The organism is Solibacillus sp. FSL K6-1126 (genome assembly GCF_038003445.1).
GTDB lineage: Bacteria > Bacillota > Bacilli > Bacillales_A > Planococcaceae > Solibacillus > Solibacillus silvestris.
This window is the reverse complement of sequence record NZ_JBBOPD010000001.1, coordinates 2,579,275-2,595,578: the sequence shown is the minus strand read 5'-3', so window position 1 is coordinate 2,595,578 and position 16,304 is coordinate 2,579,275. Positions and strand designations below refer to the sequence as shown.

The 16,304-nt window shown below is 38.0% G+C and carries 16 protein-coding genes; 14 read left to right on the top strand and 2 right to left on the bottom strand.

Going from position 1 to position 16,304, the window contains the following annotated elements:
* Positions 1-17 precede the first annotated feature (17 nt).
* From nusB to spo0A, 11 genes are all read left to right on the top strand, one after another.
* Positions 18-404 carry a transcription antitermination factor NusB gene (gene nusB / locus MHH44_RS12860; protein WP_008404241.1) on the top strand — a complete coding sequence of 129 codons (387 nt, stop codon included), beginning with the start codon at positions 18-20 and terminating at the stop codon, positions 402-404.
* A 138-nt stretch (positions 405-542) separates the two neighbouring features.
* Positions 543-1,406 carry a bifunctional methylenetetrahydrofolate dehydrogenase/methenyltetrahydrofolate cyclohydrolase FolD gene (gene folD, locus MHH44_RS12855; protein ID WP_008404240.1) on the top strand — a complete coding sequence of 288 codons (864 nt, stop codon included), beginning with the start codon at positions 543-545 and terminating at the stop codon, positions 1,404-1,406.
* A 187-nt stretch (positions 1,407-1,593) separates the two neighbouring features.
* Entirely contained in the window at positions 1,594-2,952 is a 1,359-nt protein-coding gene (gene xseA, locus MHH44_RS12850; protein ID WP_340798789.1) for an exodeoxyribonuclease VII large subunit, read from the top strand.
* Entirely contained in the window at positions 2,949-3,176 is a 228-nt protein-coding gene (gene xseB / locus MHH44_RS12845; RefSeq protein ID WP_008404237.1) for an exodeoxyribonuclease VII small subunit, read from the top strand. Before xseA ends, xseB begins: the two co-directional genes overlap by 4 nt.
* Positions 3,177-3,179: 3 nt before the next feature.
* Positions 3,180-4,064 (top strand): polyprenyl synthetase family protein, encoded by an 885-nt coding sequence (locus MHH44_RS12840; protein ID WP_340798788.1) that lies wholly within the window; start codon positions 3,180-3,182, stop codon positions 4,062-4,064.
* A gap of 89 nt (positions 4,065-4,153) precedes the next feature.
* Entirely contained in the window at positions 4,154-6,052 is a 1,899-nt protein-coding gene (dxs, locus tag MHH44_RS12835; protein ID WP_008404233.1) for a 1-deoxy-D-xylulose-5-phosphate synthase, read from the top strand.
* A 3-nt stretch (positions 6,053-6,055) separates the two neighbouring features.
* A complete protein-coding gene (locus MHH44_RS12830) occupies positions 6,056-6,874 on the top strand; it encodes a TlyA family RNA methyltransferase (protein ID WP_008404232.1) in 819 nt (272 codons plus the stop codon).
* Between the two features lie 398 nt (positions 6,875-7,272).
* The gene (gene ahrC, locus MHH44_RS12825) at positions 7,273-7,722 is read left to right on the top strand and encodes a transcriptional regulator AhrC/ArgR (protein WP_008404230.1); all 450 of its coding nucleotides are present in this window, start codon (positions 7,273-7,275) and stop codon (positions 7,720-7,722) included.
* Positions 7,723-7,738: 16 nt separating this feature from the next.
* Positions 7,739-9,430, top strand: a complete 1,692-nt coding sequence (recN, locus tag MHH44_RS12820) for a DNA repair protein RecN (RefSeq protein WP_340798787.1) — start codon at positions 7,739-7,741, stop codon at positions 9,428-9,430.
* Between the two features lie 187 nt (positions 9,431-9,617).
* Positions 9,618-10,544, top strand: coding sequence for a SpoIVB peptidase S55 domain-containing protein (locus MHH44_RS12815; RefSeq protein ID WP_008404226.1), 927 nt, complete (start codon positions 9,618-9,620; stop codon positions 10,542-10,544).
* Between the two features lie 344 nt (positions 10,545-10,888).
* Positions 10,889-11,680 (top strand): sporulation transcription factor Spo0A, encoded by a 792-nt coding sequence (gene spo0A / locus MHH44_RS12810; RefSeq protein ID WP_014823486.1) that lies wholly within the window; start codon positions 10,889-10,891, stop codon positions 11,678-11,680.
* Positions 11,681-11,827: 147 nt separating this feature from the next.
* Here the strand turns inward: spo0A and MHH44_RS12805 are convergent, their stop codons facing one another.
* On the bottom strand, positions 11,828-12,304 hold the full coding sequence (locus MHH44_RS12805) for a DNA polymerase III subunit alpha (RefSeq protein WP_339262279.1): 477 nt from the start codon (positions 12,302-12,304) through the stop codon (positions 11,828-11,830).
* A 345-nt stretch (positions 12,305-12,649) separates the two neighbouring features.
* On the opposite strand from MHH44_RS12805, the gene MHH44_RS12800 reads away from it, so the two are divergent.
* The 3 genes from MHH44_RS12800 to MHH44_RS12790 all read left to right on the top strand — a co-directional run bounded on the left by MHH44_RS12800 (position 12,650) and on the right by MHH44_RS12790 (position 15,524).
* On the top strand, positions 12,650-13,084 hold the full coding sequence (locus MHH44_RS12800) for a hypothetical protein (protein WP_340798786.1): 435 nt from the start codon (positions 12,650-12,652) through the stop codon (positions 13,082-13,084).
* Positions 13,085-13,233: 149 nt separating this feature from the next.
* Positions 13,234-14,805, top strand: coding sequence for a DUF342 domain-containing protein (locus MHH44_RS12795; protein WP_340798785.1), 1,572 nt, complete (start codon positions 13,234-13,236; stop codon positions 14,803-14,805).
* Positions 14,805-15,524, top strand: a complete 720-nt coding sequence (locus MHH44_RS12790) for a glycerophosphodiester phosphodiesterase (protein ID WP_008404215.1) — start codon at positions 14,805-14,807, stop codon at positions 15,522-15,524. The genes MHH44_RS12795 and MHH44_RS12790 overlap by 1 nt, the downstream gene beginning before the upstream one ends.
* A 168-nt stretch (positions 15,525-15,692) precedes the next feature.
* Here MHH44_RS12790 and MHH44_RS12785 read toward each other — a convergent pair whose 3' ends face one another.
* Positions 15,693-15,926, bottom strand: coding sequence for a DUF2627 domain-containing protein (locus MHH44_RS12785; RefSeq protein WP_340798784.1), 234 nt, complete (start codon positions 15,924-15,926; stop codon positions 15,693-15,695).
* Positions 15,927-16,304 lie beyond the last annotated feature (378 nt).

Sequence of the window (16,304 nt, the reverse complement as noted above, 5' to 3'; positions counted from 1 at the left end):
AAGGAGAGCTATTATTTATGAAACGAACAGAGGCGCGTCAAAAAGCGTTACAAGCTTTGTTTCAGTTAGACAGCACAGAATTAACAATAGAAGAGGCAATTGGCCATGTTCTTGAAGAAGAACAAAAATCAAATGCCTTTTTGGAGCAATTAGTTCGTGGGACAACTGAAAATATCGAAGCAATTGATGCAGCGCTAGAAAAAAACCTAGAAAAATGGACGATCAACCGTCTGCCAAAAATTGAAAGAACAATTTTACGTTTAGCTGTATATGAATTATTATACGCTGAAGAAACGCCAAACAAAGTTATCATGAACGAAGCAATCGAACTTTCTAAAACATTCGGTGACGAGAAATCAAGCAAGTTCGTCAACGGTGTACTTTCGAAATTTACTGAGCAATAAATCAACAAATGTATTCAATTCTTTAAAGATTAATATATCAAGATTTAACTGGTAGGTTGTCATAATAATCGTGTGTGTTTTTAATACAAGCAGTAGGCAACCTTTCCGATTGTCGTAATCACTGGAAGGAGCAACAACATGTCAAGCGTAATTATTAATGGTAAAGAAATCGGTCAAGAAATTCGAACAGGGGTCGCTACTCGTGTAAAGAAGCTAAAAGAGCAAGGGATTACACCCGGCTTAGCTGTCATTTTAGTAGGCGACAATCCGGCATCCAAAACATACGTAGCAAACAAGCAAAAGTCTTGTGAGCAAATTGGGATGTATTCGGAACTTGTCAAACTACCTGAAGAAATTTCAGAACAGGCTTTACTTGAACAAATTCGTGAATTAAACGAACGTGCTTCAATTCACGGTATTCTCGTTCAGCTTCCATTACCGAAACATATCAATGAGGACAAAGTAATTCAAACGATCTCTCCGGAGAAAGATGTGGACGGATTCTCACCGATTAGTGTAGGGAAAATGATGCTTGGACAGGATACATACTTGCCATGTACTCCTTATGGGGTTATGAAAATGCTCGAACATGCGGGAATAGACGTTGCAGGAAAGCATGCAGTCATCGTAGGACGCAGCCATATCGTCGGGAAACCGATGGGGCAACTATTGTTGCAAAAAGACGCTACAGTTACATATACACATTCTAAAACACCGGATTTACCGTACTTTACGAAACAGGCCGATATTTTAATTGCGGCAGTCGGTCGTGCGAACTTTATTACAAGTGAGCATATTAAAGAAGGGGCAGTTGTCATTGATGTAGGGATTAACCGAAATGAAGACAACCGTCTTTGCGGTGATGTGGATTTTGATGATGTACTAGGGATTGCTTCACATATTACACCCGTTCCAGGCGGTGTCGGCCCTATGACAATCACGATGTTACTGGAAAACACAGTACAAGCAGCTGAAAAAGAGTTAGAACGTCAAGAGAATTAATCTAACTTCAAAAATCACGATTTTGATGTAGATCAAAATCGTGATTTTTAGCTTAAACGATACAATAGAAAGTAAACAAGAGAGAAGTAGCGGTAAATATTCCGCTTATTTTTTTATAAACCGGGGTTTCCGACGCAATGGAAATCACACATACAGAAAAGTACTACCGTAAAGGAGCAATACGTTTATGACATCGAATTCTTATTTATCCGTCAAAGCATTAACAAAATATATTAAGCGAAAATTTGATGCCGATCCGCATTTACGTGATGTTTACGTAACGGGAGAGCTTTCAAATGTAAAGGTACATAGTTCTGGTCATATTTATTTCACGCTGAAAGATGACAGTTCACGTATTAACGCTACGATGTTCCGTTCACAGGCTTCGAAACTTTCCTTTAAGCCGGAAGAAGGGATGAAAGTTTTTATACGGGGCGATGTGAATGTCTATGAAGCAAGTGGCGCATACCAACTTTATGCACAGACGATGGAGCCGGATGGGATTGGCGGTTTGTTCGTCGCATTTAACCAGTTAAAGGAACGTCTGCAAAATGAGGGGTTGTTTAACCCAAATTTTAAACAGCCGATTCCGCAATTTCCGAAAACGATCGGTGTATTAACGGCGACGACTGGTGCGGCCATTCGCGATATATGCACAACGATTAACCGCCGATATCCGCAGGCTGAAATTTTAATCTATCCGACGCTCGTTCAGGGTGCAGGTGCGGCTCCAAACATTACAGAGAATATTTATTTAGCGAACCGCCATGGATTTTGTGATGTACTGATAGTTGGACGTGGTGGCGGATCGATTGAAGATTTATGGGCATTCAATGAAGAAATCGTCGCACGGGCGATTTTTGAAAGCCGTATTCCGGTTATTAGTGCGATCGGACATGAAACCGATACGACAATTGCGGATTTTGTCGCGGATTTACGTGCACCGACACCAACTGCTGCGGCAGAATTGGCTGTTCCGAATCAGCAGCAGCTATACCAGCAAATTCTTCACTATCAGTCTATTCTTCATCAAATGATGACATCAAAGCTTAACTTTGAACGCAATCGCTTAACAAAACTGCAAAATTCCTATCCGCTTGCAACACCTGAGCGATTATATCGTCCTTTTATTGAAAGGCTTGTGCAGGTGGACTTATCACTACAAAATGCGACGAAGCTCTATATGATGAATGAAAAATCAAAGCTACAGTCAATTGACAGCAGAATGAAGCTGTATTCGCCGGTACATCAATTAACTGCGGCTAAACAGCAGCTCGAACACCGTACTCAAACGTTAACGAATCGAATGCAGCAACAGCTCGCACAAAATAAAGTCGCTTTTACAAATCAGATACGTATGCTGGAGGCTTTAAATCCTCTCGCATTAATGAGTAAAGGCTTCAGCGTGGCATATAAAGAGGAAAACGTAGTAAAATCAGTTCACGAGCTGGAAAAAGGCGACGTGATTCAAGTGACGTTTCAGGATGGATATGCCGAAGCGAAAATTGAGAAAAAGCATGTGCAAAAGGAAGGGGAAGCAAAGTGACAAAACCGACATTTGCGACAGCAATGACAGAATTAGAAGAAGTTGTACGTAAACTTGAACAAGGAGATGTTCCACTGGAAGAAGCCATTGACCTTTACAAAAAGGGAATGGAACTATCAAAACTTTGTCATGATACACTGCAAAATGCAGAACAACAATTAATTTCAATCGTTGGAGAAGATGGCGAAAAGAAAGCTTTCCAACAAGGAAATGGAGAAGACTAACAGATGGAAAACACGTTAAAGCAGTTTATTGATCATAATATACCGCAGCTGGAAACGACAATGTATGAACTCGTTGAATCGATCAAATCACCGGCACATTTAAAAGAATCGATGCTGTATTCATTAAAAGCAGGGGGCAAACGAATTCGTCCGTTATTTGTTGTGGCAGTTTGCGAAATGTATAATCAGTCTCTTGAGACAAGTTATACAGTAGGATCCGCTGTTGAAATGATCCATACGTATTCGTTAATCCATGATGACCTGCCAAGTATGGATGATGATGAATTGCGCCGAGGAAAGCCAACGAACCATGTTGTGTACGGCGAAGCATTGGCAACTTTGGCTGGTGACGCTCTAAACACATTGGCATTTGGTGTCATCGCACGTCTAAATAATCTTTCTGCAGAAAAACGTATTGAGCTCGTGAACCTATTAAGTGTTGCCTCAGGTGCTGAAGGAATGGTCGGCGGACAAGTACTTGATATGGACGGAGAAAAACGTCTATTGAATCTACAGGAGCTTGAAACAGTTCATGTAAACAAAACAGGCGCATTACTTCGTTTTAGTATTGAAGCGGGTGCTGTGCTGGCAAATGCAAGTATTTCTGATCGTGAAGCATTAGTGGAATATGCACACCATATCGGTTTAGCCTTCCAAATTCAAGATGATATTTTAGATATTGAAGGAACTTCGGAACAACTAGGGAAAACAGCAGGAAAAGACGTAGCAAGCGATAAAAGTACATACCCTGCTTTACTTACATTAGACGGTGCAAAGCAAAAGCTTGACGAACATTATGAGCTGGCGATTGAAGCATTACAAAAAATTGACATTGATACAACATTGCTTCGACAATTTGCGCAGTATATTGTGAGACGTAGTAACTAAAATGTGTTAAACTTTTGTCTTGTGTTGTACATTGATATAATAGAAAAATCACAACGGTGAATAAACTGATGAAAAGGTGTGTGGATGAGATGGATTTAACGAAAATTTCTAGTCCATCCTTTTTGAAAGACTTGAATAAAAAGCAACTAGAAGCGCTGGCTGGAGAAATTCGCGCTTTTCTGATCGAAAAATGTTCAATTACGGGTGGTCATATTGGCCCGAATTTAGGTGTTGTTGAGCTGACGATTGCACTGCATAAAGCTTTTAACAGTCCAAAGGATAAATTTTTATGGGATGTCGGGCATCAAGCATATGTCCACAAAATTTTAACAGGCCGGGCAAGTCAATTTGACACATTGCGTCAATTTAAAGGACTATGCGGTTTCCCGAAGCTTGTCGAAAGTGAGCACGATATGTGGGAAACAGGGCATAGTTCCACGTCTTTATCTGCAGCGATGGGTATGGCTGCGGCAAGAGATATTAAAGGGGACAAAAACTTTGTTGTACCGATTATCGGTGATGGTGCATTAACAGGTGGAATGGCACTGGAAGCTTTGAACCATATTGGTCATGAAAAAACGAATATGATCGTTATTTTAAACGATAACGAAATGTCGATTGCACCAAACGTTGGGGCATTGCATGACGTTTTAGGACGCTTGCGTACGGCAAAAGAATATTCACGTGCAAAAGAAGATTTGGAATCATTAATTCATAAAATTCCAATGGTTGGCGATAAGCTGGCCGCTACTGCTGAACGTGTGAAAGACAGCCTAAAGTATTTAGTTGTTTCAGGTGTATTCTTTGAGGAATTAGGTTTCAAATATTTAGGTCCAATTGACGGACATGATTTTGAAGCATTGGAAAAAACATTGGAATATGCGAAAAAAGTACAGGGTCCTGTACTAGTCCATGTATTGACGAAAAAAGGTAAAGGCTACAAACCTGCTGAAGACGATACAATTGGTACTTGGCATGGAACAGGTCCATATAAAATGGAAACGGGTGCTTTCGTAAAATCTTCTACAAAAGGTCCAGCATGGAGCAGCTTAGTCGCGGAGTCGGTTCGTAAATGCATGAAGGAAGATAACCGAATTGTAACAATTACACCGGCAATGCCTGTCGGTTCAAAACTTGAAGGAATTCAAAAAGACTTCCCGAATCGCTTCTTTGATGTAGGGATTGCCGAGCAACATGCCACAACAATGGCAGCAGGTCTTGCAACACAGCATATGAAACCGTTTTTATCGATTTATTCGACGTTTTTACAGCGTGCGTATGACCAGGTGCTGCATGATATTGCACGTCCGAATTTAAATGTTTTCATCGGTATTGACCGTGCTGGCCTTGTTGGCGCGGACGGTGAAACACATCAAGGCGTATTTGATATTTCGTTTTTGCGACATATTCCAAATATTGTCCTGATGATGCCTAAAGATGAAAATGAAGGTCAGCATATGGTGAAAACAGCAATTGATTATAATGATGGTCCAATTGCGCTTCGTTACCCTCGCGGCAATGGCTTAGGCGTTGAAATGGATGCGGAAATGAAAGCATTGCCGATCGGTTCATGGGAAGTATTGCGTGAAGGCACGGATGCGGTTATTCTGACATTCGGTACAACGATTCCAATGGCAATGAAGGCAGCAGAACAATTGGCATACCAAGGCATTGATGTACGTGTTGTAAATGCACGTTTCATTAAACCGATGGATGAAGCAATGCTGCATGAGATTATGCAGGAAAACCTGCCGATTTTAACGATTGAAGAATCATTGCTGCAAGGCGGATTTGGCAGTGCTGTGCTGGAATTTGCATTTGATAAGAAGTACCGTAATGTTCAAATTGAACGTATAGGGATTCCGGATGAATTTATCGAGCATGGTGAAGTTGATTTATTATTAGAAGAAATAAACGTGACAGCTGAAGAAGCGGTAAAACGTATTACGCAGCTTGTACCGAATAAACAGTCGGATAGGGTTAAATAAAGAATGACAAAGCAAAAAAAAGAACGAGTAGATGTAATGCTTGTTGAGCGCGGGTTATGTGAGACGCGTGAAAAGGCAAAACGCTCGATTATGGCTGGTCTCGTGTTTTCAAACGAAATCCGCATTGATAAAGCAGGGGAAAAAATCGAAATCGATGCACCGCTGCAAGTTAAAGGCTCACAGTTAAAATATGTGTCACGAGGCGGTTTAAAGCTGGAGAAGGCACTGGAAATTTTTGATCTATCTGTTGAAGGTAAGCTAATGCTTGATATCGGCTCTTCAACAGGCGGATTTACAGATTGTGCACTGCAAAACGGCGCCCGTCACTGCTATGCACTAGACGTAGGATCAAACCAGCTTGCATGGAAAATCCGTTCGGATGAGCGTGTAACGGTTATGGAAAAAACCAATTTCCGTTATACAAAGCCTGAAGACTTGATAGAAGGCTTACCAAGTTTTGCAACCATCGATGTTTCCTTCATTTCGTTATCACTGATTTTGCCTGTGCTAAAAACCATTTTAGTGCAAGGTGGCGATGTTATGGCACTTGTAAAGCCGCAATTCGAAGCAGGTCGTGAAAATGTCGGGAAAAAAGGAATTGTCCGTGAACCGAAAGTCCATTTAGCTGTTTTAGAAGAAACAGCAAAAATGGCAACAGAAATCGGATTTGTCGTAAAGGATGCTTCGTATTCACCGATTACAGGCGGCGAAGGGAATATTGAATTTTTATTCCACCTGTATAATCCGCATGACGGTGAAGAAGTAGAGTCCTTCACAAATTTCGAACAAGTCGTAAAAGACGCGCATATGCAGCTGAAATAATGTAAGCACAAAACAGATTCCTATGGATTTGTTTTGTGTTTTTGTTTATTTATGGACATATTAAAAGAGGCATACATTTTTGTTGAAAACGGGAGTTGATTGGAATGGAGGGCGGCGACTCCTAGGGGAATAGCCCGTGGGAGAGACTACAGGCTCGAGCCGGGCCCCTGGAAAGCGTCCGCCCGCAATGGAAATCAACGGACTTTGTAAAGGAGTGTTCTATGGAAACAGGACAAAATTTATGCGAAATTTGCAGATTTTACTTTTTATTTTCATGTAGAAAACAGTCGGAAAGAACGGATTTTTGAACATATGTACGGTTTTTTCTTGTTTTTCCTTTATGCAAATGGTAGTGTAAATATACATATATTCCTAAACATTTTAATGAGGTGACTTTTGTGAACAAAGGACAGCGCCATATACGCATCCGTGATATTATTACAAATAACGAAATCGAGACACAGGACGATTTAGTCGATCAGCTGAAAAATGCGGGTTACAACGTCACACAAGCAACGGTTTCACGAGATATTAAAGAATTGCATTTAGTAAAAGTACCGTTACAGGACGGTCGTTATAAATATAGTTTACCAGCTGACCAACGTTTCAACCCAATTCAAAAATTGCATCGTTCGTTGGCTGATGCTTTTGTTTCAATTGATGGAGCTTCACATTTTCTAGTTATGAAAACATTGCCGGGGAATGCGAATGCAATCGGATCACTGCTTGACCATCTGGACTGGACAGAAATTTTAGGAACGATTTGTGGGGACGATACGATTTTAATCATGTGTCGAACAGAGGACGAACGTGAAGAAATAAAAAATCGCTTATTAGATATGCTGTAAACCGAGGTGGAATGGTTTGTTAAGAGAATTAAGCATTCGAAATTTTGCTATTATTGATGATTTAACCGTTAGTTTTTTTGGTGGTTTAACTGTTTTGACAGGTGAAACAGGTGCCGGAAAATCTATTATTATTGATGCGGTTAATATATTGGCTGGCGGGCGCGGCTCAACGGAGTTTATCCGCCACGGAGAGAAAAAGGCTGAACTTGGCGGATTATTTCATGTAGATAATAGTCATCATCCGATTTTTGCAAAACTTGAAGAAAATGGGATTGAATCAGAAGAAGATACGATTATTTTACGACGGGACCTGCATGATTCAGGAAAAAGCGTTTGCAGAGTGAACGGCAAACTTGTCCCATTATCTGTTTTGCGTGATATTGGCGGCAGTTTAATTGATATTCATGGGCAACATGAAAACCAGGAGCTTATGGATGAAAAATTCCATATCAATTTACTGGATCATTATGCACATAATAAGCTTCAGCCTGTGAAAGCAAGGTACGATGAAGCTTTTGAAGCGTATCGTCAGTTAAAAAGAGAAGTGGCTGAGCTAAGTATGGACGAGCAGCGGATGGCACAGCGCATTGATTTATATCAATTCCAAATTCAGGAGCTGGAACAGGCCGGATTAAAAGTCGACGAAGAAGAAGCATTGGATGAAGAACGACTTCGTTTAATGAATTTCCATAAAATATTCGAACGTGCGAACATTGCATATTCAGCGATTTCCGATGATGGAACCGGACTGGATTTCATTGGTAATGCCATGAATGCACTGGAGGATATTGTTGCACTCGATTCGAATTTCAAAGAGGCTTCAGAAGCGGTCTCTTCCAGCTTTTATGCATTGCAGGATGCAGCATATCAAGTGAAAAATGTGCTGGATGATTTAGAGTATGACGCAGAGCGTTTGAATGAGGTCGAGCAGCGTCTTGCTTTATATCAAAATATGAAACGTAAGTATGGAACGACAGTTGAAGAGATTTTAACGTATCACGAAAAAATCGAAGAAGAGTTGAGCCAGCTTATGAACCGTGATGAAACATTGCAGCAAAATGAGCAATTGCTGGCGAAAATGGAAGCAGATTTAAATAAAATTGCAGAAGAATTGACGACAATCCGCAAAGAAAATGCAATTAAGCTAAGTGATGCGATTATGAATGAACTACGTATGCTGCATATGGAAAAAGCGCAGTTTATCGTTAAATTCGAGCCATTGAATCAGCTGGACGCAAACGGCAAGGATTTTGTCGCATTCTATATTTCAACAAATGTTGGGGAACCACCGAAGTCCTTGCCTAAAGTCGCTTCCGGAGGGGAACTTTCCCGTATGATGTTGGCACTTAAAACAATTTTCTCTTCATCAAATGGCATTACGTCAATAATTTTTGATGAGGTTGATACAGGTGTCAGCGGACGTGTAGCACAGGCAATTGCAGAAAAGATTGCCGCAATTTCAGTCAATTCACAAGTATTATGTATTTCTCACTTGCCGCAAGTTGCTGCAATGGCGGATCATCATTACTACATTAAAAAGCAAGTAGAGCATAACCGTACATTTACGTCGATTACGGAAATGGAAGAAAAGGAACGAATCGTGGAGATCAGCCGCATGATGAGTGGAGCTGAAATAACAGACCTGACATTACAACATGCTTCGGAATTAATTCATATGGCCAATGAACGTAAAGAAATGATGAACTAAATTTAAAAACGTCTAAAATTAATAAAATTTTAGACGTTTTTTTATTTTTTTAACCGTATAAGTTTCAATGTCCCTAAGCAGCAAGGATTACAACGAATACATTCTAATTTTTCCTCATATCAACAAAATTTTTCCGTTCATAACTCCGTCAAATTTTCACATAGTAAGCGCATAGAGGAGGTGAAGGATGATTAAAAAATGGTCGATACTCGTTGCATTGCTTTTTATGTTATCACCAATAGAAGTATTGGGAAAATCGTTAATTCCAATGGGCCATTCAATTGGCGTTCAGTTGGAGATGCCTTATGTAATGGTTGCACAGGACGTATTATTGGAAAATAGTGAGTGGTTGAAAAAGGGAGAACATATTTTAAAACTGAATGGTGAAAAAGTAAGCCAGTTAGAAGACATTGCCGGCAAAGGCGAATCATTTACACTGACCGTTGAGAATGGAAAGCAACAACGAGACATCAACGTATCAGCTCATGAACTGGTGCATTTAAAACCATTTTTAAAAAGTGAAACTGATGGAATAGGTACTTTAACGTATATCGATCCTGAAACGATGGAATACGGAGCGCTAGGACATCAAATTGTAGATTCTACAATGAAGCAGCCTCCAAAATTTAATGATGGTGCAATCTTTGAAGCATCAATCTCACAAGTGAAGAAAAGTACGCCTGGACAACCAGGGTATAAAATTTCAGTTGTAGATAAATCACAAATGCCACTCGGTTCAGTAAAAACCAATGATGTCTACGGAATTTTTGGAAATTGGAAACAATCATTACATGACAGTTTGCATCCACCGCTGGAAATTATACATGCAAATGAATTAAAAAAGGGTAAAGCACAAATCTTAACGGCAATCGACGGAGAAGAAGTCAATTTATTTGATATTGAAATTGACAAACAAACGGATAATACGTTTACATTCAATGTCGTCGATGAACGTCTTATAAAGAAAACGGGCGGTATTGTTCAAGGGATGAGCGGGAGTCCTATTATACAGAATAACCAGTTTGTGGGTGCGGTAACACATATGTTTATCGAAGAACCAACAAAAGGTGCCGGTATTCTTGTTATTGAAATGCTGAAAAAGAGCCCGTACTAAAATACTTTAGACTATACTTTTTAATAAAGTGTAGTCTTTTTTTGCTTTTTTCATTACAATAGTATATAAAGATAAATCGACAAATGTAGAACCATAAATTTCCTTGTCGATAAAGTAAGAAAAGATAATACTTGTTGCTCATTTTTTGTGTAAGAAAAGGAAATTTAGTAATTCTGTCGAAACTTCACTAAAGGACAATGCAAAATAAGAGAGATCGAAGGACAACTGTCGTTCATTTTTGTTACAATTGTATTACAAAAGAAGTTTAGACATTTGTAAGAAAACTCATACAATTTGCTATTGTAATGAATATATAAGAAATAGAATTTAAAGGGGGATTTTGTTTGTCAAAGGTGAAAATTGCGATTGCAGATGATAATCGCGAATTAGTAAAAATGATGGAAGTGTATTTTACAAATCATCCGCAAATTGAAATTGTTGCTACAGCATCCAACGGAAAAATCTGTATTAAAATGTTGGAAGAGCATAAAATCGATGTTCTACTATTGGATATCATTATGCCGCATTTGGATGGACTGGCTGTATTGGAAGAAATGTATAACGATGAGCGTTATACACAGACACAAGTCATTATGCTAACTGCATTCGGACAAGAAGATGTAATGAAGCAGGCAGTGAATTACGGTGCTTCTTACTTCATGTTGAAACCTTTTGAGTTTGAGCAGCTAGTTCAAAAAATTCTGCATTGTGCAGGAAAGAAAGTCGAACAGGAAAAACGTGTACCGGTTTTATCAACGAACACCCCTGCAAAAATGGATACACGCTTATTGGATACAACGATTACAGGCATCATTAAAGAGATTGGTGTACCTGCACATATAAAAGGATATGCTTATTTACGTGAAGCGATCCAGATGGTTTACAATGACATTGAATTATTAAGCTCAGTTACAAAAATTTTATATCCGGAAATCGCGAAAAAATTCGGGACAACCCCGTCACGTGTGGAACGTGCAATTCGCCATGCCATTGAAGTAGCCTGGAACCGCGGCAGCTATGAGAATATCTCAGAACTGTTCGGCTATACAGTGCACCATATGAAATCAAAACCGACAAACTCAGAGTTCATTGCGATGATTGCAGATAAGATTCGTATTGAAATGGTGGCGAGTTAAGAACTTTCTTGAGTTCATTTCGCCTCGGAAACTTATTATTTATTACGAGAATATTACTTTATAAAAACGCCTCCTAGAACAATTGTTCAGAAGGCGTTTTTTAATGCTTTATGCCCGTTCTTAGTAAGAATTGATCATTCAATGCTCTTATACCAAGCCAAAGGAATTATCCATTCTAGTCGCTATACTTGAAATGTCTTCATCAACGAATATGAACGTATCCTTCGTTATTATATAACTATCAACAGCTTGCGCTAAATACTCATTATTTTCTAGTATTTCTTTTAATTTTTCACTAACATAGTAACAATCGTCAGAAAGATCATAAGAGCAATCTTCTACTTCACTGTCAATGCCGATTTCTTTAAAGTAGTTATCCATTTTCTTTAAAATATTATCTAATTTTTTATCAGAGAAATACTTATATTCGCTGCCGTCAAACATCTTAATATATAAATATTCGAACTTATATTCACTCCATAGTTCCTCCTCATTCATAAGGAATAGGAAAAGAAATCGTTCCTCTGTTTTATCATTTCTATAATATATTTCTTCTGTATTCAGCTCATAACTTTTAATTCTTTTTAGAAAAAGTCTTTTGTTATCTAATACAATAACACTCATTACATAATCATCCTTTTACATTCATTGATAATTTATGAGTATTCTAACCTAAAAAGAGATTTTTTAGTCTTTGTGATCATATAAATTGAATTTTGACTTAAAATATTTGTAATTTACGTTTAACAAAAAATAACAAAGGGTAAAATTAGGTAGCAAGGCTAAGAAATTCTTCGTCTTCGTTTTTACCTCCTTTCTTTGGATAATATGTTTGAAAACGTATTGTTCTATTTGTGTCTAGCTGTTGCTGGACACTTTTTTTGTTGTCATAGGATTTTAATATTAATTTCATATTATTAATACAATTTCGAAGTAAAATAGGGGGACAACAATAAGGAGCGATGATAAATGAAACGATGGAAATTCATAATAATCCTGCTCGGTGTCCTGACATTTGTTCTTCTAGTAAGATTTCCGTATGATTTAGATGCATCCTCTACGATAACAGCCAATTCTCCTGATGAGGTTGTAAAAAAATATAAAGAAGAATTACATGTACAACGTGAGACATGTTATAACGATATATTGCTGCTCGGTACATTAAGCAACTCACAGCTTCAAAGGATGGAAATGGAGCTTGAGAATTATTTAAATGAGCTGGGAATATTAAGAAACGAGATCATCGAAAATGATATACACCATCAAAACTTAACTAATTCAATCGAACTAGATATTTTGATGATCAATAGAACACTTATGGCTATTGAGACACAAGACGAAAGTTACTTAACTGACCTGTCAGATATGTACCATAATTTACTCCAATTTCAACGTTCACTATAATAAAATATTTTAGGTATTTATAACTTATGAGTCAGATGCTTTTCATATTAATTGATGGACATGCTAAAAAACCTCCTATTCATCCAATATTTAACTAAACAAATATCGACTATTTGTATATACTGTAATGTATGAGGAGGTGGAAGGGCATGGTTATTTATGAAAATCATTTTTTTGAAATAATAAAAGAAGATAGGAAAGTATATATCCACACACGAAAACCAGGCTTCATGCTAAAAGATTTTGAAACGATATTGCGCCAACATCCTCGTATTAAACTTACAAATTTCGCATTATTAAAAAAAGAATTGAATGAAGTTACCGACAAATCGATAGAAATCGGAATATGGCTCCCATCAATAATGATCGAAATTTCACGAGATAAAATGTCAGCATCGCTTTTTGTATATGAGACAGTGGAGTATATAAAAGAAAACGTACAGTCCATTCAGAATAGAGTTCAGATACTTTTAGCTGAAAATAACATAACGCACGGGATTTTAAATGTAAATCTGGAATCCATTGTCACTTCGAAGGCAACATTAATTGCGCAAGGTACCCCACCTGTCCAAGGAAATGATGCACAAATTACCTATTTAGAATTACCTGAGCGGAAACCGGTCATAAGAGAAGATGGTAAAGCCGATTATTATGATATGAACTTCATTTATGAAATTGAAGAAGGCGCATGGCTTGGTGAGAAAATTCATGCACAGCCAGGTACTCCGGGAATAAATATTTTTGGAGAGTCAATTCCTGCTCCTTTTGGGCGAGATTTGCAGTTAAAGTATGATCGGAAATCGGCATATGAAGTCGAGGAAGATGGAAAAACGGTACTTCGATCGAAAATTAGCGGAGTAGTTGAAGAACATGAAGGAATGGTAAGTGTTAACCACCATTTACCGATTGTTGGTGATGTCGGCATAGAAACCGGTAATATTGAATTTAATGGGTCTGTCTCGATTAAGGGAACAGTCCAGCCAGGTTTTTCGGTTATAGCAAATGGAGATATTTCAATTGAAGGTCCAGAAGGTGTATCCGGCGCAAAATTGATCAAATCCTTATATGGAGATATTTTCATTCGAGGGGGCATATTCGGGTTATGCGAAACGCTTGTTGAAGCTGCTGGGGATATATTCGTTAAACATGTGAATGACGCTCATTTAGTTGCAGGTCAAAATCTGAATATTGGATTTTATTCATTAGGATCCAACTTATCCGCACATTCCATATTGGTCGATGAGCGGAAAGGGAAAATTATCGGTGGTACAGCAATCGCAAAAAGTACTATCGTTACGGCATGTACCGGAAATAGATTGGAAAGACCGACTGAATTAATTATTAATAGCATAAATAAAGCACAAAGTCTTGAGGTTATTCAATACAAGGCATCTCTGCTAAAATCAATGCAGGAAGATATGGTGCAGCTAGAGAGTCAAATAGATCGCATCCTACCCGTTATACATACGTTAACACAACGACAATTGGCAGCACTGGAGATAACAAAGCAAAAGCTCGCTTCCACTAAGGAAACAGCGCAAAATTTAGATCGAGAAATTAAACAATTAATGAACGATTTACGTGAAGTTAGTAAAGCAGAGATTCATGTGACGAAAGAAGCATATCCTGGTACATATATACAGATTGGCAAAAAGTCCACTGTTTTGACGTCTATTACAAATGGGCGATTTTTAATAGAAAATGGAGAGTTGAATGTATAATGAATGACATACCCATTTTTGCCCATCGAGGGGCATCGAGCTTTCACTTAGAAAATACATTTGCTGCCTTTAAAAAAGCGAAAGAACTTGGGGCAGATGGCATTGAACTGGATCTCCAAGTTTCAAATGATGGTATTTTAGTGGTGTTTCACGACAATGACTTAAAAAGACTGGCCGGCATTAATAAAATGATTAATCAGTGTTCTTATGACGAGCTCATTCACTATAAATTAGGTCCGCGGTTTAAACGGCTGTTTCGTCGTGACCGGATGATTGCTTTTGCCGATGTACTGGAGTGGGCGAATGCAGAAAATATTGCGTTGAATGTGGAGCTAAAAGAATCGCTAATAACGAACGAAAATGTGCTGAAGGAATTATTGCATACAATTACTTTACCTGAAAACAGTCATTTCTCGTCATTTCACGAATCTTTATTAAAAATTGTGAAAGAAATTCGGCCGGACATCGAGACGGGGTTTATTATAACGAGAAAATTCTATTGGGGAACATTAGAGGAGCAAAATTTTTTTGATGCGATACATGCACATAAACGGTACTATAAAGGTCAATATTTAGAGGCTTGTAAAACAGCCAATATCGGCATGCGTTTTTACGGAATTCAGGGTAATGAATCTTTTCTGAAAAATCCCCATTCAATTGTAAAAGGGTGGATTACGGATTTCCCCCATTTAGTTCGGGAAGCCCAGGTGAATCGGTAAGTTTGATTTGTTATGGGGGAATATTACAATTTTCGCCAATTTACTTTCACGTTAATAATTTAGTGTCATGTTACAATAACTTTACTCTTCCTGAAAAAAGAGTTAACTGAATATACGAAAAAAATCAAATTTCCTCCCAGAGAAAAATTTGATTTTTTTATTGTAGACCTATTTCTGCCAGCGTTCGGATACTTTGCCGCGCTTGCGATCCCGATGCAGTAAAAAACCTGCAAAAAATAAAAATGAAACGGCAAAAAAGATGGCACCAATAATGAATTGTAACCAAATCCATGGAAATGGTGAAATTAAAATCCCGAATAATGTATCCCGCATAAATTTTATCCCTGCAGCCATTAAAATTGCGGGAATGACTAGTACGATAAATGCAGCCATACGTGCCATTTTCAAACCTCCTTCAGACTAAAAACAGTGAATGAAACAATGTCTCTGATTATTTTAGTATCACTTAATTTTACAATGCAGGTAGAGAAAGTCAATAATCGGGTATAGATTCATAGAATGGAAATATAGGCTTAGTAAAAAAAATACCTAAATAACTATATTAGAATAGTTTATTCGAAAGTAATTTTAATCGGTTTTCAAATGCATTTATAGGTAAAAATTGTCCGAATATTCTAATTTAAATTAAATTGGGGATTTCTAGTTGCATCCTTTTAGATTTATAAGTATTGTAAAAATAACGATAATAAAATTATACAAATTTAAGTATTTATTATCTCTAATTAACAGAAAATAATAATATACGAGAAAGTAAGCGCT